The sequence below is a fragment of the Leeuwenhoekiella sp. H156 genome, from assembly GCF_052218455.1.
Taxonomy (GTDB): domain Bacteria; phylum Bacteroidota; class Bacteroidia; order Flavobacteriales; family Flavobacteriaceae; genus Leeuwenhoekiella; species Leeuwenhoekiella parthenopeia.
In genome coordinates this window covers 2,327,460-2,352,028 of the sequence record NZ_CP197499.1, presented here as the reverse complement: position 1 = coordinate 2,352,028, position 24,569 = coordinate 2,327,460, and the positions used below count along the sequence as shown (strand labels likewise).

Below are 24,569 nucleotides of genomic sequence, written 5' to 3'. Positions count from 1 at the left end.
TCCTTATTTTTTAAGCTCGAGTTTTTCGGCGAAATAATCACAGAAATCCATCATCGTAGCCGCCATTTTATCATCATCTGTGGCACGCTTAAAAGTTTGCGCCATACTCACCAGGGTTTGATGAAAAAACACTTTCATCTCATCTACGGGCATATCTTTGGTCCACAAATCAATGCGCGCTGCTTCCTGCTTTTTATGATCCCACAAGGCCAGCATCAGAGCCTTTGCAGCTTCGTTTTTTACGCCACCATCAGGAGCATCCCAGCTTATTTTTTCAGGAACACGGTTGGAATCTAATTCTACGCTGAGTTTTATTTCGGTTTTCATAGTTTATCTACGGGGTTTGTAATTTGCTTCTTTAAAAATCTCGTCTGCAGATTTAGCGGGTAGCATCTGCAAAGGTATGTTATTGCGATCCATATAAGCCTTCACGATCTGCCAGCCGATGTAGCGACCCAGTCGTGGCGGACTGTCGTTATCAAATTCCAGATAGAATTTTGAAAACGGAGCCGGGTTGATGAAGCGGCTCAATAATTTACTATCAGTATCAAACAGCAATTTGTTTTCCACAAAATAGGTCCAGATATCGGTCTCGTTTGCCATCGCCCAGTCATACTGCTCGGGGGTGTAGTCTATGATTTCGTTTTTATCCTTCAGGGTGAGCAACCGCTCCATCAGGTAAAGCCTTTTTCCGTGGTAAATCATTTCATCCAAAAACCGGCGATTGCCTTCCCGCTTCACCCATTTGACTGCAAAGGCATTGGCCACATCAACATCTATTTGTTCCTTTCTGAAATTCTGCGCGTAAAATTTCTGAATTCCGGTATAAAAATGATGATCGGGGCCCAGATAATTATCAAGACCTATAATAAGCAAACTGTCGGTTAAAATTACGGGAGTACGAAAAGAAACATCTGAAGTAACGGTCACCACTTCCGGAATTGGGGTTTTAGGGTAATAAAACGTAATGTGCTTAAAGAGATTTTCGAGCGCGAGCGTTTCGGCATCAAAATCAGGGAATGCTTTTGCAACTTCGGTATTGAGTTCGAGTTGAATAGTGTCTTTTATCTTTTCCTGCCAAAAATCCTCGGGATAATTTCCGGGAAATAAATACGGATATTCCTGTATCAAATCGGGCAGCGATGCAGAATCAACCTGAGCAAAAGCCCTGTCAAAACGATCAACAGAAAGGCTCACAGAAATTTCTGAAATTTCGTCGGGTATTTTTACATCATTCTCACAACCAAGCATCAGGATTAGAAAAACCCCTAAAAATATGCTAAAAACGCTGAGTCCTCCGTTTTTCAAGCTGTTTAACCTGTATAATTTTAGTAAATTCACACTTATAAAATTGCGCCGCAAAGGTAGTATTTACAAACCACAAATCCCGTTACCCATGCAAACTGAAAAAGTCATCGATCACATTGTAGATTGGTTAAAAACCTATGCCACAAACGCAAACATTAGCGGTTTTGTTGTAGGCATCAGCGGAGGAATAGATAGTGCCACCACTTCAACCCTTTGTGCAAAAACCGGTCTGCGCGTCTTATGTGTCGAAATGCCCATACACCAGCCGGCCAGCCACGTTACCCGTGCCCAGGAGCATATCGCGCAGCTTAAACAGCGCTTTGCCAATGTGTCTGATGTACGCGTAAATCTTACCGAGACGTTTGAGACTCTAAAATCTGCATTACCCCTTGCTCCCGAAAGCAATGATCTTTTTCTGTCTCTTGCAAATACCCGGGCACGCCTGCGTATGAGTACGCTCTATTATTTTGCCGGCCTTCATAAATATTTGGTAGCCGGTACGGGTAATAAAGTAGAAGATTTTGGGGTTGGGTTTTACACCAAGTACGGTGACGGCGGAGTTGACCTCAGCCCGATCGCAGATCTGATGAAAAGCGAAGTTTACAAACTGGCAGCCGCTCTAGGTGTGCCCGAAAGCATACAGCAGGCAAAACCAACAGACGGACTTTGGGGAGATGACCGAAGCGATGAAGATCAAATTGGAGCCACTTATGACGATCTGGAATGGGCGATGCTTCAGGATGAAAAAGGAAAGACAGCAGCCGACTTTGAAGGGCATAAGCGCAGTGTTTTTGAAATCTATAAACGCTTCAACACGGCAAACAAACACAAGATGGACCCGATACCGGTTTGTGTTATTCCCGATAATTTGAAGGAATTATGACTTTTATCCTGTAAATTTATTCGTACAGCGAAAAGGATTTGCAGATTGAAAGCTTCAGCCTATTTTTGATCGCAGACCCATGATAAAGTCCCTATGATTACAATTACTATAGCAGATCATCATCCTATAATTATTGATGGTCTCTCTCATATTTTAAGAGAAACTCCTCACGAAATCATCGATACCATCGTGGAGGGAAAAAACCTGATTCCGTCTCTGGAAGAACAGGTTCCTGACCTGGTTATTATGGAAATCGACATGCCTAATCTGCAAGGACTTTCTGCCATTAAAGAATTGCGCAAGCTTTTTCCCGGAATCAAGATTATGGTGCTCAGTATTCATCCCGAGGAAATGTATGCACTGAGCGCGATTAAGGCCGGAGCGATGGGATATGTCTGCAAGACTGCAGATTCTGAAGTTGTCCTGAAGGCACTTTCTCAGGTAGCTCGCGGAGGGATTTACCTCAACAATTCGCTGGTGGAGATGTTATCAAACACAGATCCTTCCAAAAATAATTCGTTGGCTTACCGGTATAAGAAGCTTTCTACCCGGGAAACCGAAGTACTCAATATGCTTTCTGCAGGAAAACGAAACAAAGACATTGCCGAAACTCTGGATATCAATGAGAAGACCGTAAGTACGTATAAAACCCGTTTGCTCAAAAAACTGGATGCAGGCAGTCTTGCCGAATTGATTCAACAGGCACGTTTATTACAGACTTCAGACCTTTAGATCACCCGGTTAAGCCGCTGGGCGATTAATTTATTGAGTTCCTGATAATCCTTGATTTCCATCAGGATTTCGCGGGCAGATTCATTTTGTTCTCTAATCGATTCTGCAAGCTCTTCGATTTTACGCGTGATGTAAAAACGACGCAGATACAAAATGGTTTGAGACACCATTTGAGGAATGGTCTGGCTCTTGAGCTTAACGTAGATCTCCTGAGAATCCCAACGATGCAGGCTGTACTTTTCTTCCTCAAGAACAATATCTGAGATTAGCGCACCCTCTTCAGGATCAACACTGTTTATAAACTGATCGATTTTAAAACTTTCCTGTTGCTGCATGAGGGCTTCAATGAGTTTTTTATAAAGCAGCCTAAATCGTTCGTTAGCAAACTCGGTCTCGTCTTCCTGGAGGTCGAGATAAATTTTTTCGTACACATCCAGATCCAGTACTACCGCTTCCTCAACCAAATCCCCATCTTCAGTCTCATTAACGACAACATCCTCAAATGAAACTTTTCGGTTTCCGTAAAGGAGTAATAACTCAATAAGCTTCCGCTCTAAAACAAACTGCCGGTCAATTTTTTCGACCTGCTGGTCTTTCTGCACCACCTGCATTTCGCCCTTATTGGGCCTCGCCTGCTCTTTAGCCTCCTCTTTTTTACCCGCATTGCGCATCTGAGCCAGGGTATTGAAAAGCACCGCCTCGTTGATGTCCATAATACGGGCACATTCCTGAACGTAGATTTCACGCTTAATAACATCAGGAATTTTAGAGATACTCTCGACCATATCTCTTACGAGAGCAGCTTTTTTTATAGGGTCTCCCGCTGCTTCTTCAACAAGTAAAGAAGCTTTGTACTGAATAAAATCCTTAGCGTTATCCTTTAAAAAATCTTCTACTTCGGTTAAGGTATGCTTACGCGAAAAACTGTCGGGATCTTCCCCTTCAGGAAAACTACACACCTTCACATTCATACCCTGCTCCAGAATGAGATCAATTCCCCGAAGCGAAGCCCGCTGTCCTGCAGCATCCCCATCAAAAAGCACCGTGATATTTGGCGTCAACCTGTTGATAAGCCGTATCTGCTCTGGTGTAAGGGCGGTACCCGAAGAAGACACCACATTTTCAATACCCAGCTGATGCATCTGGATCACATCGGTATATCCTTCAACCAGATAACAATTGTCTTCTTTGGCGATAGCCTGCTTGGCGTAGTAAATCCCGTAAAGCACCTTAGACTTGTGGTAAATCTCACTTTCGGGACTGTTCAAATATTTTGCAGCCTTTTTATCATTAGTGAGAATACGACCACCAAAACCTAAAACCCTTCCGCTTAGCGAATGTATAGGAAACATGACACGCCCCTTAAAACGGTCAAATTGCTTTTCCTCTTTTACGATGCTAAGCCCGGTTTTCTCTAAATACTCCAGTTTATAGCCTTTGCGCAGCGCTTCACTGGTAAAGGCCTCCCATTCATCGGGAGAATACCCCAACTGAAATTTTTCTATGGTTTCATCAGTAAAACCGCGTTCTTTAAAATAGCTGAGTCCAATAGCCTTTCCCTGTTCGGTTTTTAGTAAGGTTCTGTGAAACCAGTCGCGGGCAAATTCAGACACCACATACATACTCTCGCGCTCGCCGGCGAGCTCCTTCTGCTCATCGGTTTGCTCGGTTTCTTCTACCTCGATATTGTATTTTTTAGCCAGGTATTTTATGGCTTCGGGATAGGTAAAATGCTCATGCTCCATTAAAAATGCCACGGCATTGCCTCCTTTTCCGCTTGAAAAATCTTTCCAGATCTGCTTTACCGGAGAAACCATAAAGCTTGGTGAGCGCTCGTCTGTAAACGGACTCAAACCTTTAAAATTAGAACCCGACTTCTTTAATTGCACAAAATCACCTATCACCTCCTCTACACGGGCAGTCTCAAATACATTGTCTATGGTGGTTTTTGAAATCAATTCTGAGGTTAGTTGTTATCGGTTAATTGTTAATTGGAGTTTGCTTTCTGCTAAAGATAAAACAGGCTGCAAATTTACTACATTAAAAAATCCTGCACGATCAGGAACCCTGCTGAAAGATTATTTTCTAAACTTACGCAACCAATATCTAAAAACGCGATCTGAATAATAAACCAACACATTATGAAAAAATTAAAATTAATCGCGTTTTCGGTATTTGTAGCTATGCTAAGTTCTTGTGACCCTGATCAGGAATCGACACAGGAGCAAGATCTCCAATATCTCAATCAGCTGCTTTCTGAAATTGAAGTTTTGGCAAACAGCAAAGACTGCACTGATGCTGAAGAGTGGGATTTTACAGGTATCGGCACTAAATCCTGCGGGGGATATGTCGGATTTATCGCCTACCACAAAGACATTGACACCGAACTCTTATTCCAAAAAATTGAAGAGCATATAGAAGCTCAAACCATCTACAACCAAAAATGGGGGATTGCCAGTGACTGTGCCATAACTGTTGAACCTACCGGAGTGGTTTGCGAAGAAGGTAAGGCGGTTTTAACGTATTGAAGCTTTAGATTTCACTATATTTTAAAAAAAATAAAGCTCTGGCAACTTCAAAAGAAATTCCAGAGCTTTATTGATTGTTTCTGTAGAATTTGCCAACGCTGCAAGCACTAGTCCATATCAAAACGCAGACCTACAGAAAAATTGCGCTCTTCAATAGGATTGTCTTTAAATATGGGATTCAGGTCATACTTAACATAAAGAGCAGTATCTCCAAAGGCCAGATAACCACTTACGCCGTAAATGAAATTGTTAGTGTTGAAATTCTGCTTGAATTTATCTTTACGCTCATCTCCGTTTTCTTCATACTTCAGTTTTTGGATGGTTAACAAATTGAAACCGGCATAACCTCCCAAACCCAATTTAAACTGATTTTTGGTTGAATACCTGATGTAATTGTCTCCGGTACGCTTGGTTGAAGGTCCGATCTCAAAATGCACCGGAAAAACCAGATGATCCATTCTGAATTTTGATTTATCAAGATCAACAGGATAGGTTTCTAAAACCGTTCGTTCCCCATCTTCTACAAAATACTGGTTATCATCGAGCTTTAAGCCGTTAAACATAAAACTAAAACCGTATTTCAATCTCAAAAAATTGGTGTTATCAAACACGCGGGTTTTCCACGCGATGCCCAGTTCAAAAAAGCGACTGCCTCCAATTTTATAAGGCGAATCATTTAGCGAACGACCTTCACTCAACGCGTTATTGAAGCCGATACCCAAAACCAGGTCTGATGTGGTACGGCGATCGTAAACCACCTCTTCTTTATCACTGCCCAGTCTTAATTTTTCGTTTCCAATAAAAATCCCAAAAACCGAATCGTCTTCAATGGAATCCTCGTTACGCTCCAGCAAGTCGATCTTGCTTTCGATGATCGCAAGCTTGTCTTCGATATTTCGGGCGTGTTTGGTCGCTGCCTCCTTTTTCAAAAGATCAGCCTCTTCTTTGCTGATTTCTCCATTTTCAAAACGCTTGTTAATAGCAAGCACTTCAATTTTCAAAGCCTGTTTCTCATCGATAACCACCTGTTCTTTCTGGGCGTTTAATTGCTCGATGGTTTCTGCAGTGGTCTCGCTCTGAGCCTGCATTTCAGGGGTCGCAAATCCCAAAACTGCGATAAAAAGTAAAATTAAAGTTCTCATAATGTTTAGTTTAGTTTCAGGTCACCTCCCTCCGCCCCAAAGGCGGAGAGCAGCTTCCCAAAGATTGATGAATGAATGTTTGTTAATTGTTGCGCGAAGCCACAGCCTCCCGTGCTTTTAGAAATCCCTCTTTTAGCGCTTCAAAAACACGGTCTTTAAAGGAAGGATCCAATTCTTCTTCGACCTCGTAGAGCAGTGCCTCAGCATTTACCGCATTGCGGTCCTTAGCCAGTAGTTGTTCAGAAATGATATCGCGTTGTGCATCGCGCAGCAGTTTGTCAATTTCGGCATCAGAATAGGCTAAGCCTGCGTTTTGCTGCTCGGTAACCGTAGTTAAAAGCTTCTCAACCTCAGCATCTATTTTTTGCTGCACAGGCTCCTGTAATGGCTGATTTCCTGTTTCCTGAACCGCGACAGACTCTGTTTTTTTAACGCTCGTATTAGCAGGAACCGGTTTTACAGTTTCCGGTTTTTGCTGTCCTTTTTCTGCGGAAACTACCGGGGTCGTCTCTTCAAATTGCTCCTGTTGGGGCTGAAACAACTCCTGCTGAGAACGGGTTTCTATCTTTTGCTCTTCAACCGGGGTATCTACAACCGGATTTTGGTTTACTTCAGGAGTTATAAACAGAACCTTTCCGGCCAGGATTAATATTCCTATAAAACCTGCGGCCACTAACCAAACGGTGTATCCCTTTTTAGTTTTCCGCTTTGCGGAAGTATCCAAACCCTGCTCAATGCGTTCCCAGGCTGAAGCCGAAGGTTTAAGTTCGCGCTGCTCCAGTTTTTCTCTAATATTTTCTTCAAATTTTACCGGTGCCATAGCTGTAGGTATTAAATTCTTTTAATTTTTGCTGAAGCAGTTTGCGTGCCTTAAACAACTGACTTTTTGAGGTGCTTTCTGAAATATCAAGCTTTTGCGCAATTTCCTGATGCTTGTAGCCTTCTACCGCATACATCACAAAAACGGCACGGTAACCTTCGGGAAGCGCATCTATCAACGCCTGAATTTCCGCTACTTCCAGATTGCTGTCCTGCGGACTGTAGGTAGGATCATCACCTTCCTGCTCATAATCTGTAAACTGCATTTTGCTTGTCTTGCGCAGATACGAAATAGACTCGTTAACCATAGTGCGACGCACCCAACCCTCAAAACTACCCTCATCGCGAAAGGAATCCAGATTCTGAAAAACCTTTAAAAAGCCGTTACACATAGCTTCTTCGGCCTGCATGAGATCACTAAGATATCTTCGGCACACGCTCAGCATTTTTGGCGCATGAATTTCATACAGTCTTCGCTGGGCCTCGCGATGCCCGCCTGCCGCTTTTTTAATGAGCTGCTTTTCGTTATTGAAAAATGTAATGACTTTCACAAAACCTGTTTTAAACTGCCTGGTTAGACTCTTTATTAAGTCAGACTGAAATTCTTAAAACCGCTTTCTTAAGCAAACGGCCTTATCAAAACTGCCTTCATTTATAGAGACGCAGAAAATTGAGAAATGGTTGCCTGAGGTTTGAAAATAATTTGAAAAAATTTTAAATAAATTGATTTACAGCTATTTATGTTTTAAAAAATTAAAAAACATACTGAACCAAAACCAATCTGGCTATGATCAGGTCTGCGTGTTTCGTATCAATTCTAAAAACAAGCTTCACAAACCCTTACTTCAAAGGAAGGGCTTACGAGACGAATTGTTTTCAAAAAATCTATTTCTCACGCTCGATGACGTAATTCACCATCAGGATTAGCGATTCTTTATAGGGCGAGTTGGGGTATTTTCTGAGCAGGTTTAGAGCTTCCTGCTGAAGGGCTTTCATCTTGGTGACTGCATAATCTAAACCACCAATTTCTTTCACATAAGCGATAACTTCATTTACCCGGGTTTTATCCTTATTGTGATTCTTAACCGAATTGATGAGCCATTTGCGCTTTTCGGGGGTGCTGTTATTTACCGCATAAATAAGCGGAAGCGTCATTTTCTGCTCTTTGATATCGATACCCGTAGGTTTACCGATGCGCTGCGTTCCGTAATCAAAAAGGTCATCTTTAATCTGAAAAGCCAGGCCGATGAGTTCGCCGAACTTGCGCATATTCTCTACATCCTTTTTGCCGGCGTGAACCGCGCAGGCGCCCATAGCGCAACAGGCGGCGATTAAAGTTGCCGTTTTCTGGCGAATGATCTCGAAGTAGATTTCTTCGGTAATATCGAGTTTGCGGGCTTTTTCGATTTGCAGGAGTTCGCCCTCACTCATCTCGCGTACCGCTACGGAAATAATTTGGAGCAAATCAAAATCTTCGTTATCAATGGAAAGTAATAATCCTTTAGAAAGCAGAAAATCGCCAACAAGAACTGCAATCTTATTCTTCCAGAGGGCATTTAGACTGAAAAATCCGCGGCGACGATAGCTGTCATCAACCACATCATCGTGTACAAGCGTCGCGGTATGTATCAATTCTATAACCGAAGCACCACGATACGTACGGTCGTTAAGACGCTCGTCACCCAGCATTTTGGCCACCAGAAATACAAACATGGGCCGCATTTGCTTCCCTTTTCGGTTTACAATAAAGTGCGTGATGCGGTTAAGCAGGGGTACTTTTGATTTCATCGAAAGCGAAAACTTTTGTTCAAAAAGTTCCATTTCGTGCGCAATAGGCTGCTTAATTTGTTCGACTACTTTCAATTCCTATTTCTATTATTATTTTAATTGCTTTTACTAACCATTTTTATTAGCAAGCTGCCCACAGGCGGCGTCAATATCTTTTCCTCTGGAGCGACGTACGGTTACCGTAATACCACGGTCTTCAAGCTTGGCCACATAGCGATTAATCGCCTCGGGATCTGCCTGCTGAAACTGCCCATCGTCAATAGGGTTGTATTCTATAAGATTAACCTTGCTGGGAACAGCCAGACAAAAATCGATCAAAGCTTCAATGTCCTTATCCTGATCATTGATACCCCGCCAAACCACATACTCATAGGTAATGCGTTTTTTAGTCTTTATGTACCAATACTGAAGCGCTTCTTTGAGTTCGTGCAAAGGCATTTGCTCGTTAAACGGCATAATATCGGTACGCACCTCGTCTAACGCAGAATGCAACGAGACGGCAAGCTTGAATTTCACCCCGTCGTCAGCCATTTTTTTGATGATCTTAGGTACTCCCGAAGTGGAAACGGTAATACGCTTGGGCGACATATTCAGTCCGTCTGGCGCTGTGATTTTTTCGATAGAGGCCACCACGTTTTTGTAATTCATCAAAGGCTCGCCCATACCCATAAACACAATGTTTGAAAGCGGACGGTTGTGATATAAACGGCTTTGCTGATCTATTGCCACTACCTGATCGAAGATTTCGTCAGGATTTAAATTACGCATACGTTTTAAACGTGCTGTGGCACAAAACTTACAATTGAGACTGCAGCCCACCTGAGAAGATACGCAGGCGGTGGTGCGTGAAGCGGTAGGAATCAAAACCGATTCTACAGTAAGACCGTCGTGCAATTTAACCGCATTTTTGATGGTGCCGTCATTGCTGCGTTGCATCTGGTCTACCTTGATGTGATTGATGACGAAATGGGTATCGAGAAAGCTTCGGGTTTCTTTAGACAGATTGGTCATATCATCAAAGGAATGTGCACCTTTAGTCCACAACCACTCGTAAACCTGATTGCCGCGAAATGCCTTTTCGCCCTGCTCCACAAAAAAATCACGCAACTCCTCGCGTGTTAATGCCCGTATATCTTTCTTGCTGTCTTTCACGCTGCAAAGTTACCAATTAAGAGGCTGTTAGCTTAAAATCATTTCAAACTTTTAGCAATAAACCATCTCGGGACAAACTCACAAGGCATCCCAAGTAAAAAAAGCCTTGATTTTAAAGCATCCCGATAGCAATCGGGACTGAACATTATACCCTTTGGCAGAGCCAAAAAAAAATCCCCGATACAGCGTACCGGGGATTTTTATAATACTATCAGTTTAATTAGATGATGAGCATTGCATCACCATAGCTGTAAAACTTGTATTTCTCTTTAACGGCAAGCTCGTAAGCCTCTTTCATAAAATCGTGACCTGCAAAAGCAGATACCATCATCATAAGCGTAGACTTAGGCGTATGGAAATTGGTAATCATACAGTTTGCAATGCTGAAGTCGTAAGGAGGAAAAATAAACTTATTTGTCCAGCCGCTAAACTCGTTAAGTGTGTGGTTTGAACTTACCGCACTCTCCAAAGCACGCATAACTGTGGTACCAACAGCACAAACTCTTCGGTTTTCCTGAATCGCCTTATTGATAACCTGAGTTGCAGGTTTCTGTATAAAAGCTTCTTCACTGTCCATTTTATGTTTGGAAAGGTCTTCAACCTCAACCGGGCTAAAAGTTCCCAAACCTACGTGAAGGGTTACTTCGGCAAAGTTGATTCCTTTAATTTCAAGGCGTTTTAGCAAGTGTTTGCTAAAGTGTAAACCGGCAGTTGGCGCGGCTACAGCCCCTTCTTCTTTTGCGAAGATAGTTTGATAACGCTCTGCATCTTCCGGCTCTACCTCACGCTTGATGTATTTAGGAAGCGGGGTCTCACCCAGCTCGGTCAATTTATTTCTGAATTCCTGATACGAACCGTCATAGAGGAAACGCAGCGTTCTACCGCGGCTGGTGGTGTTGTCGATTACCTCAGCAACCAAACTCTCATCATCCCCGAAATACAGCTTGTTCCCGATACGTATTTTACGGGCAGGATCTACTAAAACATCCCAAAGACGGGTTTCAGAATTCAATTCGCGCAGTAAGAAAACCTCGATGCGGGCACCGGTTTTTTCTTTATTACCGTAAAGACGAGCGGGAAAAACCTTGGTATTATTGAGCACCATTACATCTTCGGGCTCAAAATAATCGATAAGGTCTTTAAATAACTTATGTTCTATTGTTTTGGTTTTGCGGTTAAGAACCATTAAGCGGGCTTCATCCCTGTTTTCTGCAGGATATTCAGCCAGCAATTCTTTTGGCAAATCAAAGTTGAAATTTGAAAGTTTCATTCCCATGAGCGGTCTTTTTAAGGTATTTAAAATAGCGTGCAAATATACAACCTCAGGGTAGGGGTTGTCAAGTAAAACAGCGTTTAATTTGTGACGCAGTGACTTATGCCTGAAGCAGCAGGTATTTTAAGGCTTTAGGTGAAAAAATCAGCGCTCGTTTATTTCAAAACCAAGGGATTTGAGGTCATCCCAATAATCGGGATAGGATTTATTTACGACCTCGGCATCTTCAAAAGCAATAGGAACACGCAATGCCATAGGCGCAAAAGCCATCGCCATGCGATGATCCTGATAGGTTTTGATGGTAACATCTGCCTGGTAGTTTGTTCCCGGTTTCAGGTGTAAGGAGTCGTTAGACACGCTAATTTCAGCGCCCAGCTTGGTAAGTTCAGCCTTTAAAGCTTCAAGCCGGTCGGTTTCTTTTATTTTGAGGGTATGAAGACCGGTTAAATCACAACCTATTCCCAGGCCGTAGCAGGTAACAGCGATTGTTTGCGCAATGTCAGGACTGTTTGCCAGGTCGAAAGCAACACGTTTCGATTTGGGCTCCTGTATTTTTTTCAGAAGGATTTCAGTATCCAGATAGGTAGTTTCCACGCCCAGTTCCGTATAGATTTCGGCCAGTGCCGAATCACCCTGTAAACTGTTTTTCTTATAGCTAGACAATTTCAGCGCTGCTGAATCACAAAGTGCTGCAAGACTGTAATAATAGGAAGCGCTGCTCCAATCAGACTCCACCACCATTTCGCTTATATCTACCGAAGATACCGGTTTGACGGTAATGATTTGGCCTTCAAAAGTACTGTCAATTCCCAATTGGGTGAGTAAAGACCGGGTCATTTCAATGTAAGGCACTGAAGTGATTTTCCCAATAAGTTCGATTTCAATTCCATTAGGCAGAGAGGCGCCCACCATCATCAAAGCCGAAATGTACTGGCTGCTCACATTAGCCTCAAGAGCCACTTTATTTTGCTCCAGCTTTTTACCTTTAATCAAAAGCGGCGCGAAACCCTCATTCTTAAGATAGGTAATATCTGCACCCAGACTATTGAGGGCGTTAACCAAAAGACCTATGGGTCGCTCCTGCATACGGCTGCTCCCGGTAAGTATAGTTTCGCGACCTTCATAAGCCGCAAAATAAGCAGTTAAAAAGCGCATTGCAGTACCAGCATGGTGGATGTCTACCGTCTTTTCTGTAGATGCCAGCGCCTGCTGCATCATATCACTGTCTTCGCTATTAGACAGATTTTTTATTTCAAAATTGCCAAAGAGCGCCTGTAATAGTAAAAGTCGGTTGCTTTCGCTTTTAGAGCCGGTAATACGTACGGTTCCGTTAAGGTTGGGCTGTTTTTGCTGAAGTTTTAGAATCAAAATGCAGTATTAAAACGTAGTTGTTATTTCAGTTTTGTATTGGAGTGATGCCTGTCGTGATCCCTTTTGGTTTTAAGATCCAGTTTTTTATCGAAGGCTTCCTGAAGGTCAATTCCGGTCTGGTTGGCCAGGCAAAGCACTACAAAAAGCACATCGGCGAGTTCTTCCCCCAGATCTTTGCTTTTATCGCTTTCCTTTTCGCTTTGCTCCCCATAACGACGTGCGATAATGCGGGCGACCTCCCCTACCTCTTCGGTAAGCTGAGCCATATTGGTAAGTTCATTGAAATAGCGTACTCCGTGTGCTTTGATCCAGTCATCAACGGCTTTCTGAGCGTGGTCAATCTTCATAAAACAGGAATCTTAATTTAGGTGTGCTAAATTAAAGCAAAGCGCCTAACTATCCCATATTAAGGTTGTCAAATACTGAAATCTTCGAGCTTTAGACCTTTTCCAAGACCACTTTCTCATTCTCCTTTTCTATCCTTAGCCTGTAAAACTCTTTGAGTAATTGATAATATTCTGTTGGAATCAAATTTTGTTTGATTTCAAAATGCAATTTTGCCTGCAGCATCCCTCCTTCTTGCTCTTTAATTGTATACGTAAAATTACCTGCATCAAAAGGAATTGCCAGGTTAACATCTTTTGGCAATGTCACTACCTGATATTCTTCCGGAATCTGAATGTTAACAAGAATTTCTGAAACAAAAGGATAGTCAAAGTTAATGGGATATTGACGAACTTCTGACTTAAACGGATTTTCATTTAATTTCAGGAAAATCAGTGGCGAAATAAAAAGTTTATCCCCAACCTGGTCAGCGGCTTTATCCAAATTAAATGAAAAGGACTTATATAGGGGTTCTTCGAATTTTTCCAGGCCTTTCAACTCGTAATCATTAAAAGATTCTAAGCCGTATCGTGTCAGTTCACGAATTCTCCATTCTTCAGGGTTATGCAGAGCATGAGCCTGCCTGAAGTTAAGCGCTTCTAGACTTACCAATCGTTGTAAGACTGATCCTTCAAGGCTTCCATCCTTTTGAAGTTGGGCTGTAACAAAAGTTTCTGAAGATGGAGCAACAGTCTCATAAAGATTAATTTCCTGACTTATGCCATTTTTATTAATCATTCTACCCGTCCAGTTATATACCCTTCCAGGAAGAATATTTACTGCTGATAACGGCTCTGTAGCATCCAGTAAAAGCGTTTTACCCATACTTCTTATACCCGCAATTACATAATTAAACCCTTCGAGTGTAGGAAAAAGTGGTAATCCATTTGATTTTGTACTTATCACCACGGGGTTTGCCTCAAAGCCACATTCCCGAAGTAAAGCGACAAGGATTAGATTAATTTCAGCACTATTACCCACACCTTCTTTTAAGACCTTGCGCAAATTGTTATCTACTAAAACACGATATTCTCCATTCCACGTCAATTTAGATTTTACAACTTGCAATGCAGCATCTATTTTAGCTTCATCAGTAGTATTGTTCTCCTTAATGTCCTTTACAATTTCAAATAAATAGGATGTGTTTTCGAGATGAGGGCCAAAGTCCGGATGCTTGAATATACTTTCAGCTACTTTTTCCCAGGTAGTTGCATATTCTTTTTTTTCACCTTTTTGAAATTCGGTTGATACCAACTCATACACAATAGACATCCTGTAATTTTGAAGATTATCTATATAGGGCTCTTCCTTTAAAGCAGGAATATCATTCTTCTTATATTCTGCAATTATCTCGGTAAAAGACATTACCTGATTATATCGGGAAGCGTGAGTACTGTAACCAAAGGCGCCTTTTTGATAATGACTCATACTTAAAGTGCGATGTTCTACCTTCTCTTCTGGCTTTATATCAAAGAAGCCTCTTCGCATCCTACTAAATGTAAAAGGGCTTGGCGTTGCTATTCTGGCATAGTAATCAACGACGGGGATATCTTCCTGAAGGATTAAATCATCTATCTTATAGAATGGAGAAATGAGTTTATACCCCCATTCAACCACAGAACCGACCTGAACATTGGGCATGGTGAAAGCTGTTTCATCAAAGTGTTCAGAAACCTCACGCTCAAATATTGCCGATTTTTCAAGTTTTTCTATATCGACCATACCATTCTCCAGATTATGGGTTTTACCCCACACCTCGGTAATGAGCTCTTTATCTTGGTCACGCTTGTATGAAGATATCTTTTTAGTGGCATAATCTAATCCTGTTTTATTGAGAATTTTAATACGCTCGGTGTACTCATTAACAATAATAAAACCATCCTCTTCTGTATAATCGAAATAAGTCTCCCTGTACTTATTCAAATAAATTGCCGGTGCAGCCGAATCCTTCGCATAAACCGTCATTTTAAGTTCCTCTTCTGAAACCGGTTTCAGTTTTGAACCTTGAGCCAATGCAGCCTGGAAAAAAAGCATTAGAAATAAAGAAGCAATTCCTCTTCTGAAATCCATAATTAATTCATATTTTATCAAGTACAACTTTCTCATTCTCTTTATCTACCCGGAGTTTGTAAAACTCTTTAAGAGACTCGTAGTATTCCACCGGAATTACGTGCTTTTTCAGCTTAAACCGCATCATAACCTGCAGTATCCCATTATTTTCGGCTATTGAATAAAAGAACGTACCGGAATCATCGGGCAAACCCAAATTAGTACTCTCAGGCAGGGAAGAAACTTTATAGCCCTTGGGCAACTGCATATTTATAGTGATGTCTTTTGAAAATGGATAGTCAAAGGAAATAGGAAACTGGCGGCTATCTGATTTAAACGGATTTTCTGATAAGCGCAAAAACCCAAGCGGACTCACAAAAATCTTATTTCCTACCCGATCTACACCACGCTCAACCTTAAAATTGAATGACCTAACGATAGGTGCTTCAAATGCATCAACCCCTTCAAGATCGTAATTGAGTATTTCACTAACAGCGTATTTTTCCTGCTCCTCCTCTTCCCATTCTGACTTATCGTGCGAAAAGTAATTGTGCCTAAAATTAAGAGCCTCAAGACTGCTCAATCGCTCTTTATAATCGCCTTCAATTATACCTTCTTCGGAAATAGAAGCCTTTAAAAATATGGTTGAAGCAGGCGCTATGTTTTCAAATAAATCAATTTCCTGCGAAACACCCTGAAAACTAACCATTCTTCCCGTCCAGTTATACACTCTGTTAGGAAGTATGTCTGGACTGCTCATTTTATCTGTTGCATCAAGGAGAATGACTTTGCCTTTGTTTCTCACTCCCGCAATGACGTAATTATAACCCTCCAAAGTAGGATATAATGGAATGCCGTATTGCTTTGAACTTAACAAAACCGGGTATACCTCGAGACCACACTCCTTAAGTAAGGCAATGAGGGTTAAATTGATTTCGGCCACACTTCCAGAGCCTCTTTCATATGATTCATCAAGTTCATCTTCAGCATATTTAGTATACTCGCCGTCCCAGGTCATTCGGGATTTGATGTGATCTAGAATAAAATCGATCTTCTCGGCATCGCTCAATTGCTTTTGAAAAATCATCTCTTTCACGTCTTTTAAGAAACGGGTTCGCTCGAGGCGCTCTCCAAAACGGGAATCTTTAAAAATCGTGCGGGCTACCTCATCCCAGGTTGTTGCATATTCTTTTTTATTTCCCCTGGTAAATTCGGTAGAAACCAACTCATAGATTACGCTCATTCGGTAACTGCGCGGGTTGGTCACATAAATCTCTTCTTTAAGAGCAGGCACATCTTCTTTTTCGTAAACGGCAACAAGCTCTGAAAACGACAATCTTGCGCTACGGGAGTTTTGAGTATTAGTGCCGTAACTATCTTTCATATTGTACGTTACACCCAGAGTGCGCTTTTCAATTTTCTCATCCGGCTGTACATTAAAATACCCTCTGCGTATTCTTCTAAAAGTAAATGCTCCGGGAGTTCTTATGGTAGCGTGATAAGCGACAACCGGTATATCTTCCTGAAAAATAAGATCATCTACCTTGTAAAAAGGAGAAACCGTCTTGTAACCCCATTCTACGACCGATCCCACCTTGGCATCGGGCATGGTAAAGGCCGTTTCATCAAAGTGTTCAGAAACCTCACGCTCAAATATTGCCGATTTTTCCAACTCTTTCGAATCAATCTTACCATTCTCCAGATTATAGGTATTTCCCCAGACTCCTGTGACAAATTCTTTACTTTCGTCGCGTTTGTAAGAAGATATCTTTTTGGTGGCATAATCCAATCCGGCTTTATTCAGAATTTTGATACGTTCGGTAAATTCATTGATTATGAGGAAACCATCTTTATCTGTATAATCAAAATAGGTCTCTCTGTGTTTGTTTAAATAAATTGCCGGTGCAGCCGAATCCTTTGCATATAGGGTCATTGTTAACTGATCTTCGGTCACCTTATCTAAAGGATTTTTTTGAGCGAAACCTTCAATCGAAAACAATACTCCAAAGCACACTACTGCGGTGTAAAACTTATACCAATTCAAATCTTCTATATTTTAGCTAAAACAACTTTTTCATTCTCTTTAGAAACCACCATAGCATAAAACTCCTTTAGCCCCTGATACAAATCTGGTGTGATTATAGAGCTGTTAATTACCATTTCTGTGGAAATCTGAATGGTATTGTTGGTGTTTGAAATGAGGTATTTAAACGAGCCCAAATCATCTCCAAAAGTAAAAATCCCGTTCTCCGGAAGGCTTTCAACAGTATAGCCTTTGGGCAAATTAATGGTAATAATATACCGGTCTTTCCAGGGATAACCAAAATCTACCGGATGCCGCCTTTGCTCAGACTTAAAGGGAGTCTCCTGACTGGCTAAATGCAGCAACGGACTGATAAATACTTTATCGCCTACGCGCTCTACCCCATCTGCCATTTCAAAATCATAACTTATTTGTACCGGCTCGTATGGATTCTCCAGATTTTCTATTTGAATTTGGTTAAGTTCAATACCCGAATACCTCCGCTCATAGGCTTCAAGCTGCTCCTGCTCATCTTTACCCCCAAAGTTTTTGCGGTGACGCAAACCATAGTGACCTGTAAATTGACTTCTCACTTTGGTATTCAATGCAAAATTTTCATCAATTTCAGCATTAACCATTGTGTTTTCCTGAGCATGACTCCCGGGATTGAGACTTACCCAGTCTGAAGTACCGTCTTCACGTATAAGCCTGCCATTCCAGTTCAATAAAGCCTCTTCAAGCAAATTAACGGCCCCAATCTTGTTTGTAGCATCCATCAATAAAACAGTACCCTCTATAACCACCCCTGCGATGACGTGGTTAAACCCGTTGCGGGTGGGAAAAATAGGGATCCCATTATCGCGGGTGCTCAAAATAACCGGATTTGCATCAAGCCCGGCATAACGCAGCATATTAACTAAAGTTAAATTGATGTCTGCACTGTTTCCGGAGCCTTTTTTATATGCGTTTTTAGCACCTTCATCGGCATATATACCTAAATACCCATTCCAGGTCATTCTGCTTTTGGCATACTCAAAAATGCGAACAACCTTTTCTTTAGGATCGCTTACGCCTTGCAAAATCTCATCTAAATCATCATCAAAATAACGATCGCTTTTAAGCTGACCACCAAAACCCTCAGAATCATAAATGGTTTTACAAACAGCTTCCCAACTACTGGTTCTGGTTTCTATAGGCTCGTTAGGAAACTTGGTGTACGACAGTTCAAAGCTAACAGCAGCTCTGTAGTTGTCTATATTAGAGGAGAAGGCTTCTTCCCGCATCGCAGGCACATCCTGCACCTTGATGGAATAGGTCTTATTCATCAAATCGATACTTTGGGATTGCAAAGTCCCTCTGCTTCCTCCCCGTAACCCGGCATTATAAGCACCTACCCGGGAAGTAAAATTTATCTTATCTGCCTTATTGGTTTCCTGTATATCTAAAGGAAATAAACCTTTTCGATGCAATTGAAAAACCAACCACTCCGGACTTTCAAAGGTTAGTTCTGCCTTGTTTACCGGGATGTCTTCCTGAAATCTTATCTCATCAACATCGCTAAGGTAGGGAGAGAAAAATTTATACCTGAATTCAACGATGCAACCGGGTTGTAAATTGGGCATTGTAAATTTTTCGACATTAAAATTTTTACTTCGCTCTTCTTTAAAAATACCGTCATTATCTAATTTATACTCTTCGATCTTCCCATTCTCAAGAGTGTAGGTAACCGCCTTTAAGTTAGATACGTTTTCATCTTTGGTTCCGCCTACAAAAACGGGAATTACGTGGGTTCCCCAGTCAAAACCGTCTTTGTTATAAATTTTAATACGCTGAAAAATTTCGGTTGTAAGAGTAAAACCGTCATTAGGCGAATATTCAATATGTGAATATTGCTCTTTATAAAGTATTGCTGCATTTGCTGCAGAATCTTTAGGATGTACCTGTTCCTGTAATTCTTCTTCAGAAACTTTACCAAATCTGAAATCCTGACCGTAGCTTAATGCACTTCCCAAGAGAAATGCGTAGAGTATTAGTTTATGCATAACTTAAATTTTCTCGATAAATAACTTTTGATTATCCTCGCGTACTACATTCTTGTAGAATTCCCGATACTTTTCGTAAGCTTCAACGGCATAGCTCCCTTCGTTTAATTTGAAGGTACGCTTGTAGCTTACCGTATTTTCATTTACCTGTATTTCGGTTTGATAGCTTCCAAATTCTTCCTCCAGGAGTGCGGGCTCGGCAATTGCGCCAAGCTTGTACCCTTCGGGTATTTTAAAGCTAAGCTCGTGCTGACGGATAAAGCCTCGGAGGATAACGAAATCTGATTTACGGTCTGTATAACGGGGAGGAATCATGTCGTTAGACCATGAAAAGGGATTTATTTTCGCCAGATAATCCTCGCCTATTTTGGAAGCGTAATTGCGGGCATTTAGTTTTAACTCCTCTTCATAAACCACGCGGTCGCGATCATTTACAAGTTTAATATCTGAAACGCTCAGACTTTTTACCCCGGAAAAATTCTCGTAGTAATAATCACTAAGATCTTTCTGATCTTTATTTTCCAGACCCATTTTTGAGGAATAGAAAATTCCTTTAGAAGTTTCGGTATACGTGCCGGTAAGGTTTCCTTCGGCATCCAGTTCAATCTGAGCAACGATCTGCCCTATATTATCCTCCTGATTGTATTTCGTTGTTCGTGCAAGTTTGCCACCTTCCTCCGTAAGCAGCAAAACATCCCGATCGTCTGTGAAGGTACCCATATAAGCAAAGGGCGTTTCCTGACTGGTACATTCTAAAAATTTAATTTCATCACCCAACTGCACCCCCAGGATAGCATGATTTCCCTGAATGGCAACAACATCTGTATCTAAAGACTGTTTATCCTCGTCTGCATAAAGCAATGTGTAATAGGATTTAACACCTGCAACATTGAGCAGGCTTTGAAGATAATTACTTAAGGCCTTACAATCGCCGTAACTCAATCTGTGCACGTCTGATGCTTTCATAGGTTTCCAGCCGCCTATTTCAACCTGAATACTTATATAACGTACTTTGTCCTGTAGGTATTGATATAATGCCCTTGCCTTTGCTTCATCGTCTGGTAAGTCTTTCACCAAATTTTGTACCTCCTGAATAGTTGCTGCATCCAGCTCCTGAGTATCCTTAATTAAATCATCATATACCCATTTTCCAAATGCCTCCCAGGTACCACCCACCCCGGGTACACCTTTGAGATAAAACTTATCGAAATAGGCTTTTACCCGTGGAAATCGCTTTTCAAACGCCGGAGATTTATACTCATAAGATACCGGCTTTATGTCACGTGCGACCCACACAGTCTGCTCGGGCGTTTCAGTATATTCAATATCGTAACCCTCAAAATTGGTCGCCTTAAAGTGCAGGCTGTCTTCGGGTTTATGTATGATTGTAAATTTAGAAAACTGCGTGCCGCTGTCATATTGAGAAACCGGCATCCATGATCTTACAAAAGCCGTGGTTTCTGAAACCGTTTCTGAAGAAAACCGAATGGTAAAAGGATAGCGTGTTGGAGTATAGTCAAGAGCCAGAACACGATTATCCTCGTAAAGACTAATCTCACTTACCGCACTATAATCCTTAAAATCACGCTTTTTTATTTTTTCAGTCTCATTACCTATAAGATCATAGATAATGGCTTCAATATGGGTAACCTTTGAGTTATTATCATAACCTACACCTGCTTGCACATCCCGCAAACCAGCTTTATTATAAACGGTTACAATACGGTCAATAGTCGTTTTTAATTTTCCTTCATCAGAAAAATCAAGGGTAATATCTTCATACCGCAATACACTATCTGCCCCCTCTGAAAGTGCAGGATCTACACTTAAGGCGGAAAAATCTTCTTGGTTTTGACTAAATGTTAGTAGGGGGGTAACAAGTAGAATAAAAGCTAACGTTCTAATCATCATAAGAAAGTTGCCAATATACTAAAATATTGTTAAAAACTATTCTTTATTTTTTGAATCGATAAAAATAGTCACCGGTCCGTCATTTATAAGAGCTACTTTCATATCTGCTCCAAAGACTCCCGTTTTCACCTGTTTATGCAATTTTTTGGAGAGTTCACTGTGAAATTTTTCATAGAGCGGGATGGCCACATCAGGCTTGGCAGCCCTTATAAATGAGGGCCTGTTTCCCTTTTTGGTAGAAGCGAAAAGGGTAAACTGACTTATAAGTAAAATAGCTCCTTCCTGATCCTGAATACTCTCATTCATCAATCCTTCGGCATCGCCAAAAACACGTAAGCCGCAAATTTTAGAGCTGAGCCATTCTATATCTGCATCGGTATCTTCGGGCTCAACCCCAAGCAATACCACAAAACCTTTACCAATCGTGCCGGTAATCACATTGTCTATAGTAACCGAAGCTTCACTAACGCGTTGTATGATTGCTCGCATGAATTTTTGGTTTTATTGATTTTGATCGTAGTTGGTTCTGCGGTAGTTTTCATCGTCTCCTTCCAGAATTTGGCGGTAACTTTGATATCTGGACCAGTACAATTTATCTTCTTCCAGGGCAGCCTTTATAGCGCAATGCGGTTCTTCAAGATGCAGGCAATTATTGAATTTACACTGATCTTTCAGCTCAAAAAATTCGGGAAAATAGTCTCCTACCTCCTCTTTTTCCATATCAACCACTCCAAAACCTTTGATTCCGGGGGTGTCGATAATACGGGCGCCAAAATCAAGGTCAAACATTTCGGCAAAGGTGGTTGTATGCTGCCCCTGCATATGCTGATCGCTGATCGCTTTGGTTTTTAAATCGAGCGCAGGCTCAATGGCATTTACCAATGTGGATTTCCCTACCCCGCTGTGGCCTGAGAATATACTGGTCTTACCCTGCATCAGAGCCTTTACTTCTTCTATATTTTTGCCTGTTTTAGCCGAAATGCCAATACACGTGTACCCGATATCCCGATACAGTTCTGCCAGAAATTTTACCTCGCCAAACTCCTCATCACTCAACGCGTCTACCTTATTAAACAGAAGCACCGCTTCAATATGATAAGCCTGGCAAGTGACTAGAAATCGGTCTATAAAAGCCGTAAATGTAGGTGGATTGTTTAGCGTGATGACCAAAAAACACAAATCAACATTAGCCGCAATGATGTGCGTTTGCTTTGAAAGATTAACCGATTTACGGATAATGTAGTTCTCCCGATTTTCAATATCTTTTATGACACCCGTTACGGCATCACCGGTTTGCTCGAGCTCAAAGACTACACGATCGCCTACCGCGACAGGATTGGTACTTTTAATACCCTGTATTCTGAAGCGCCCTTTAATACGGCAATCGTAGAACGTGCCATCTTCTGCCTTAACGCTGTACCAGCTTCCTGTTGATTTGTAAACGGTTCCTTTCAAATGGTATTTTTACTATTTTAGTTTTGTAAAACTACTTTATTTTAGACGAATCAAATTCCTTAAACCTTAAATTCCTATTATGAAAAAAACTACGTTTTTGTTTCTGCTGTTTGTAAGCTTAAATCTGAGCCTTTTTGCACAGGTTTTTGAATATCAAACGGTAACCGTTATTGAATCTATTATTCCCAATGGTCTGGGAAGATCCCGAATGATCTCTACCCTTGAAAGTCGGGATTATAAAGAATTTACTTCAGAACGTTCTGAAGAAGATGATTCCAGAAACAAGTCAGACCGAAGCGAGATTCGTCTTAAGAACTTTGAGGAAACCAAACTTTTAAACTTCTTCAATATCGGAGGTATTCGTTTTCAAAATATTGCAGCAAACGATGCAGTTGTTACTTCCAAAATTAACACCATGGCCGAAGAAGGCTGGGAACTGGCCTTTGTTAATAGCGGAGTTGAAAGCTATGGAGGCGAAGGGGATGAGAATGGCATCTATGTAACCCGCTATATTTTTAAACGGGTTAAGCAGGTTCAAGAGTAAAAAAAATAGGCTGCCGTTTCCCGGCAGCCTATTTTTTTGTTTTAAGCTCAAGATCTTAAGCTTCCTCCATTCTGGAGATTTTTTTCTGGTGGTTAATCGATTCCTGGTGAATCGCTTTAAACACACGCAAAATAAACTCTTCGCTCAAATTGTGTTGCTCTCCTTCAAGAATCATAGCCCCAAGAATTTCATTCCAGCGTTTAGACTGAAGAATAGCTACGTTGTTTTGGGTTTTTAACTCTCCGATCGCGTCTGCGATTTTCATACGCTTGCCCAGATTTTCAATCAACTGATGGTCGATAACATCAATTTGGGTACGCAGGGTATTCAGTTTATTATTAAACTCTGCAGCAGTACCTTCCTCTTTACGGATTTTCAGATCTTTCATAATCTGAACCAAAGTAGAAGGGGTAATTTGCTGCTTGGCATCACTCCAAGCGTTGTCCGGATCGTAGTGTGTTTCTACCATAATCCCGTCATAATTTAAATCAAGACCGGTTTGGCACAAATCAAAAATGATATCGCGGCGTCCTGCAATATGTGAAGGATCTAAGATCAAAGGTAGATCAGGGAATTTATTCTGAAGATCTACAGCCAACTGCCACTCCGGATTGTTGCGGTATTTGGTTTTCTCATAGGTAGAGAAACCTCTGTGAATCACACCCAGGTTTTTAACATCCTGCGCGTAAAAACGCTCGACTGCACCTAACCATAAGGCCAAGTCAGGATTTACCGGGTTTTTGATAAGTACCACTTTATCAGTTCCTTTTAAAGCTTCAGCAATTTCCTGAATGTTGAATGGAGAAACCGTGGTACGCGCACCAATCCACAAAATATCAACATCGTGTTTAAGGGCAAGTTCTACGTGGTTGGGGTTTGCAACCTCGGTAGTGGTAAGCATTCCGGTCTCTTCTTTGGCTTTCTGCATCCACTTCAGACCTAAAGCACCTACTCCTTCAAACATTCCCGGGCGGGTACGTGGTTTCCAGATACCTGCTCTAAAAACAGTTGCATCGGTATCTTTGAGTTCGTGAGCAATTTTAAGTACCTGCTCTTCGGTTTCTGCGCTACATGGACCAGCTATTACAAGCGGGTGGTCCAGATTGAAAGCGTCTAACCAGTTTCTAAGTTCTTTCTTATTTTCCATATTCAACAAATTTACAGC

General features: G+C 41.4%; 22 protein-coding genes. 4 read left to right on the top strand and 18 right to left on the bottom strand.

Annotated features, from left to right (window positions below; all coding sequences use genetic code 11):
- Positions 1 to 3: 3 nt before the first annotated feature.
- Both gldC and gldB read right to left on the bottom strand, forming a co-directional pair.
- Positions 4 to 327: a gliding motility protein GldC gene (gldC, locus tag ACSSS3_RS10200; RefSeq protein WP_228231188.1), complete on the bottom strand. Its 324-nt coding sequence runs from the start codon at positions 325 to 327 to the stop codon at positions 4 to 6.
- 3 nt (positions 328 to 330) lie between these two features.
- The gene (gene gldB / locus ACSSS3_RS10195; RefSeq protein ID WP_442844534.1) at positions 331 to 1,308 is read right to left on the bottom strand and encodes a gliding motility lipoprotein GldB; all 978 of its coding nucleotides are present in this window, start codon (positions 1,306 to 1,308) and stop codon (positions 331 to 333) included.
- A gap of 88 nt (positions 1,309 to 1,396) precedes the next feature.
- Between gldB and nadE the strand changes: the two genes are divergently transcribed.
- Entirely contained in the window at positions 1,397 to 2,191 is a 795-nt protein-coding gene (gene nadE / locus ACSSS3_RS10190) for an NAD(+) synthase (protein WP_442844533.1), read from the top strand.
- A gap of 93 nt (positions 2,192 to 2,284) precedes the next feature.
- The gene (locus ACSSS3_RS10185) at positions 2,285 to 2,923 is read left to right on the top strand and encodes a response regulator (RefSeq protein WP_442844532.1); all 639 of its coding nucleotides are present in this window, start codon (positions 2,285 to 2,287) and stop codon (positions 2,921 to 2,923) included.
- On the opposite strand, the gene dnaG is transcribed toward ACSSS3_RS10185, so the two are convergent.
- Positions 2,920 to 4,881, bottom strand: a complete 1,962-nt coding sequence (gene dnaG / locus ACSSS3_RS10180; RefSeq protein WP_442844531.1) for a DNA primase — start codon at positions 4,879 to 4,881, stop codon at positions 2,920 to 2,922. The genes ACSSS3_RS10185 and dnaG overlap by 4 nt on opposite strands.
- A gap of 183 nt (positions 4,882 to 5,064) precedes the next feature.
- Here dnaG and ACSSS3_RS10175 point away from each other — a divergent pair, with 183 nt between their 5' ends.
- Complete coding sequence (locus ACSSS3_RS10175) at positions 5,065 to 5,451, top strand: hypothetical protein (protein WP_442844530.1); 387 nt, start codon at positions 5,065 to 5,067, stop codon at positions 5,449 to 5,451.
- A 107-nt stretch (positions 5,452 to 5,558) separates the two neighbouring features.
- Here the strand turns inward: ACSSS3_RS10175 and ACSSS3_RS10170 are convergent, their stop codons facing one another.
- From ACSSS3_RS10170 to rsgA, 14 genes are all read right to left on the bottom strand, one after another.
- On the bottom strand, positions 5,559 to 6,593 hold the full coding sequence (locus ACSSS3_RS10170; protein ID WP_442844529.1) for a hypothetical protein: 1,035 nt from the start codon (positions 6,591 to 6,593) through the stop codon (positions 5,559 to 5,561).
- An 82-nt stretch (positions 6,594 to 6,675) separates the two neighbouring features.
- Complete coding sequence (locus tag ACSSS3_RS10165; RefSeq protein WP_442844528.1) at positions 6,676 to 7,413, bottom strand: hypothetical protein; 738 nt, start codon at positions 7,411 to 7,413, stop codon at positions 6,676 to 6,678.
- A complete protein-coding gene (locus ACSSS3_RS10160; protein WP_442844527.1) occupies positions 7,394 to 7,963 on the bottom strand; it encodes an RNA polymerase sigma factor in 570 nt (189 codons plus the stop codon). The genes ACSSS3_RS10165 and ACSSS3_RS10160 overlap by 20 nt, the downstream gene beginning before the upstream one ends.
- 334 nt (positions 7,964 to 8,297) lie before the next feature.
- Positions 8,298 to 9,275, bottom strand: a complete 978-nt coding sequence (locus ACSSS3_RS10155) for a polyprenyl synthetase family protein (RefSeq protein ID WP_442844526.1) — start codon at positions 9,273 to 9,275, stop codon at positions 8,298 to 8,300.
- 33 nt (positions 9,276 to 9,308) lie between these two features.
- Entirely contained in the window at positions 9,309 to 10,352 is a 1,044-nt protein-coding gene (gene rlmN / locus ACSSS3_RS10150) for a 23S rRNA (adenine(2503)-C(2))-methyltransferase RlmN (protein WP_442844525.1), read from the bottom strand.
- A 220-nt stretch (positions 10,353 to 10,572) separates the two neighbouring features.
- The gene (gene queA, locus ACSSS3_RS10145; protein ID WP_228231225.1) at positions 10,573 to 11,622 is read right to left on the bottom strand and encodes a tRNA preQ1(34) S-adenosylmethionine ribosyltransferase-isomerase QueA; all 1,050 of its coding nucleotides are present in this window, start codon (positions 11,620 to 11,622) and stop codon (positions 10,573 to 10,575) included.
- Between the two features lie 147 nt (positions 11,623 to 11,769).
- Entirely contained in the window at positions 11,770 to 12,993 is a 1,224-nt protein-coding gene (locus ACSSS3_RS10140; RefSeq protein WP_442844524.1) for a 3-phosphoshikimate 1-carboxyvinyltransferase, read from the bottom strand.
- 23 nt (positions 12,994 to 13,016) lie between these two features.
- Positions 13,017 to 13,343 carry a nucleotide pyrophosphohydrolase gene (locus tag ACSSS3_RS10135; protein WP_099644780.1) on the bottom strand — a complete coding sequence of 109 codons (327 nt, stop codon included), beginning with the start codon at positions 13,341 to 13,343 and terminating at the stop codon, positions 13,017 to 13,019.
- 91 nt (positions 13,344 to 13,434) lie between these two features.
- Positions 13,435 to 15,450: a transglutaminase domain-containing protein gene (locus ACSSS3_RS10130; protein ID WP_442844523.1), complete on the bottom strand. Its 2,016-nt coding sequence runs from the start codon at positions 15,448 to 15,450 to the stop codon at positions 13,435 to 13,437.
- 7 nt (positions 15,451 to 15,457) lie between these two features.
- Positions 15,458 to 17,473 carry a transglutaminase gene (locus ACSSS3_RS10125; RefSeq protein ID WP_442844522.1) on the bottom strand — a complete coding sequence of 672 codons (2,016 nt, stop codon included), beginning with the start codon at positions 17,471 to 17,473 and terminating at the stop codon, positions 15,458 to 15,460.
- Positions 17,474 to 17,478: 5 nt separating this feature from the next.
- Positions 17,479 to 19,494 (bottom strand): transglutaminase domain-containing protein, encoded by a 2,016-nt coding sequence (locus ACSSS3_RS10120; protein ID WP_442844521.1) that lies wholly within the window; start codon positions 19,492 to 19,494, stop codon positions 17,479 to 17,481.
- A gap of 3 nt (positions 19,495 to 19,497) precedes the next feature.
- Positions 19,498 to 21,405, bottom strand: a complete 1,908-nt coding sequence (locus tag ACSSS3_RS10115; RefSeq protein ID WP_442844520.1) for a DUF3857 domain-containing protein — start codon at positions 21,403 to 21,405, stop codon at positions 19,498 to 19,500.
- A gap of 36 nt (positions 21,406 to 21,441) precedes the next feature.
- Positions 21,442 to 21,894, bottom strand: a complete 453-nt coding sequence (gene dtd, locus ACSSS3_RS10110; RefSeq protein ID WP_228231205.1) for a D-aminoacyl-tRNA deacylase — start codon at positions 21,892 to 21,894, stop codon at positions 21,442 to 21,444.
- Positions 21,895 to 21,906: 12 nt separating this feature from the next.
- Positions 21,907 to 22,860 carry a ribosome small subunit-dependent GTPase A gene (rsgA, locus tag ACSSS3_RS10105; RefSeq protein WP_442844519.1) on the bottom strand — a complete coding sequence of 318 codons (954 nt, stop codon included), beginning with the start codon at positions 22,858 to 22,860 and terminating at the stop codon, positions 21,907 to 21,909.
- 79 nt (positions 22,861 to 22,939) lie between these two features.
- Here rsgA and ACSSS3_RS10100 point away from each other — a divergent pair, with 79 nt between their 5' ends.
- The gene (locus ACSSS3_RS10100) at positions 22,940 to 23,404 is read left to right on the top strand and encodes a hypothetical protein (RefSeq protein WP_442844518.1); all 465 of its coding nucleotides are present in this window, start codon (positions 22,940 to 22,942) and stop codon (positions 23,402 to 23,404) included.
- Positions 23,405 to 23,459: 55 nt separating this feature from the next.
- Here the strand turns inward: ACSSS3_RS10100 and ACSSS3_RS10095 are convergent, their stop codons facing one another.
- Positions 23,460 to 24,551, bottom strand: a complete 1,092-nt coding sequence (locus tag ACSSS3_RS10095; protein WP_228231208.1) for a bifunctional 3-deoxy-7-phosphoheptulonate synthase/chorismate mutase type II — start codon at positions 24,549 to 24,551, stop codon at positions 23,460 to 23,462.
- Positions 24,552 to 24,569 lie beyond the last annotated feature (18 nt).

Excerpts from the sequence above, each read along its gene's own strand:
- dtd (WP_228231205.1), bottom strand. The coding sequence starts at position 21,894 with ATGCGAGCAATCATACAACGCGTTAGTGAAGCTTCGGTTACTATAGAC.
- ACSSS3_RS10170 (WP_442844529.1), bottom strand. The coding sequence starts at position 6,593 with ATGAGAACTTTAATTTTACTTTTTATCGCAGTTTTGGGATTTGCGACC.
- ACSSS3_RS10185 (WP_442844532.1), top strand. The coding sequence starts at position 2,285 with ATGATTACAATTACTATAGCAGATCATCATCCTATAATTATTGATGGT.
- nadE (WP_442844533.1), top strand. The coding sequence starts at position 1,397 with ATGCAAACTGAAAAAGTCATCGATCACATTGTAGATTGGTTAAAAACC.
- ACSSS3_RS10115 (WP_442844520.1), bottom strand. The coding sequence starts at position 21,405 with ATGATGATTAGAACGTTAGCTTTTATTCTACTTGTTACCCCCCTACTA.
- ACSSS3_RS10130 (WP_442844523.1), bottom strand. The coding sequence starts at position 15,450 with ATGGATTTCAGAAGAGGAATTGCTTCTTTATTTCTAATGCTTTTTTTC.
- ACSSS3_RS10100 (WP_442844518.1), top strand. The coding sequence starts at position 22,940 with ATGAAAAAAACTACGTTTTTGTTTCTGCTGTTTGTAAGCTTAAATCTG.
- ACSSS3_RS10120 (WP_442844521.1), bottom strand. The coding sequence starts at position 19,494 with ATGCATAAACTAATACTCTACGCATTTCTCTTGGGAAGTGCATTAAGC.
- ACSSS3_RS10095 (WP_228231208.1), bottom strand. The coding sequence starts at position 24,551 with ATGGAAAATAAGAAAGAACTTAGAAACTGGTTAGACGCTTTCAATCTG.
- gldC (WP_228231188.1), bottom strand. The coding sequence starts at position 327 with ATGAAAACCGAAATAAAACTCAGCGTAGAATTAGATTCCAACCGTGTT.
- ACSSS3_RS10175 (WP_442844530.1), top strand. The coding sequence starts at position 5,065 with ATGAAAAAATTAAAATTAATCGCGTTTTCGGTATTTGTAGCTATGCTA.
- ACSSS3_RS10135 (WP_099644780.1), bottom strand. The coding sequence starts at position 13,343 with ATGAAGATTGACCACGCTCAGAAAGCCGTTGATGACTGGATCAAAGCA.
- queA (WP_228231225.1), bottom strand. The coding sequence starts at position 11,622 with ATGAAACTTTCAAATTTCAACTTTGATTTGCCAAAAGAATTGCTGGCT.
- ACSSS3_RS10165 (WP_442844528.1), bottom strand. The coding sequence starts at position 7,413 with ATGGCACCGGTAAAATTTGAAGAAAATATTAGAGAAAAACTGGAGCAG.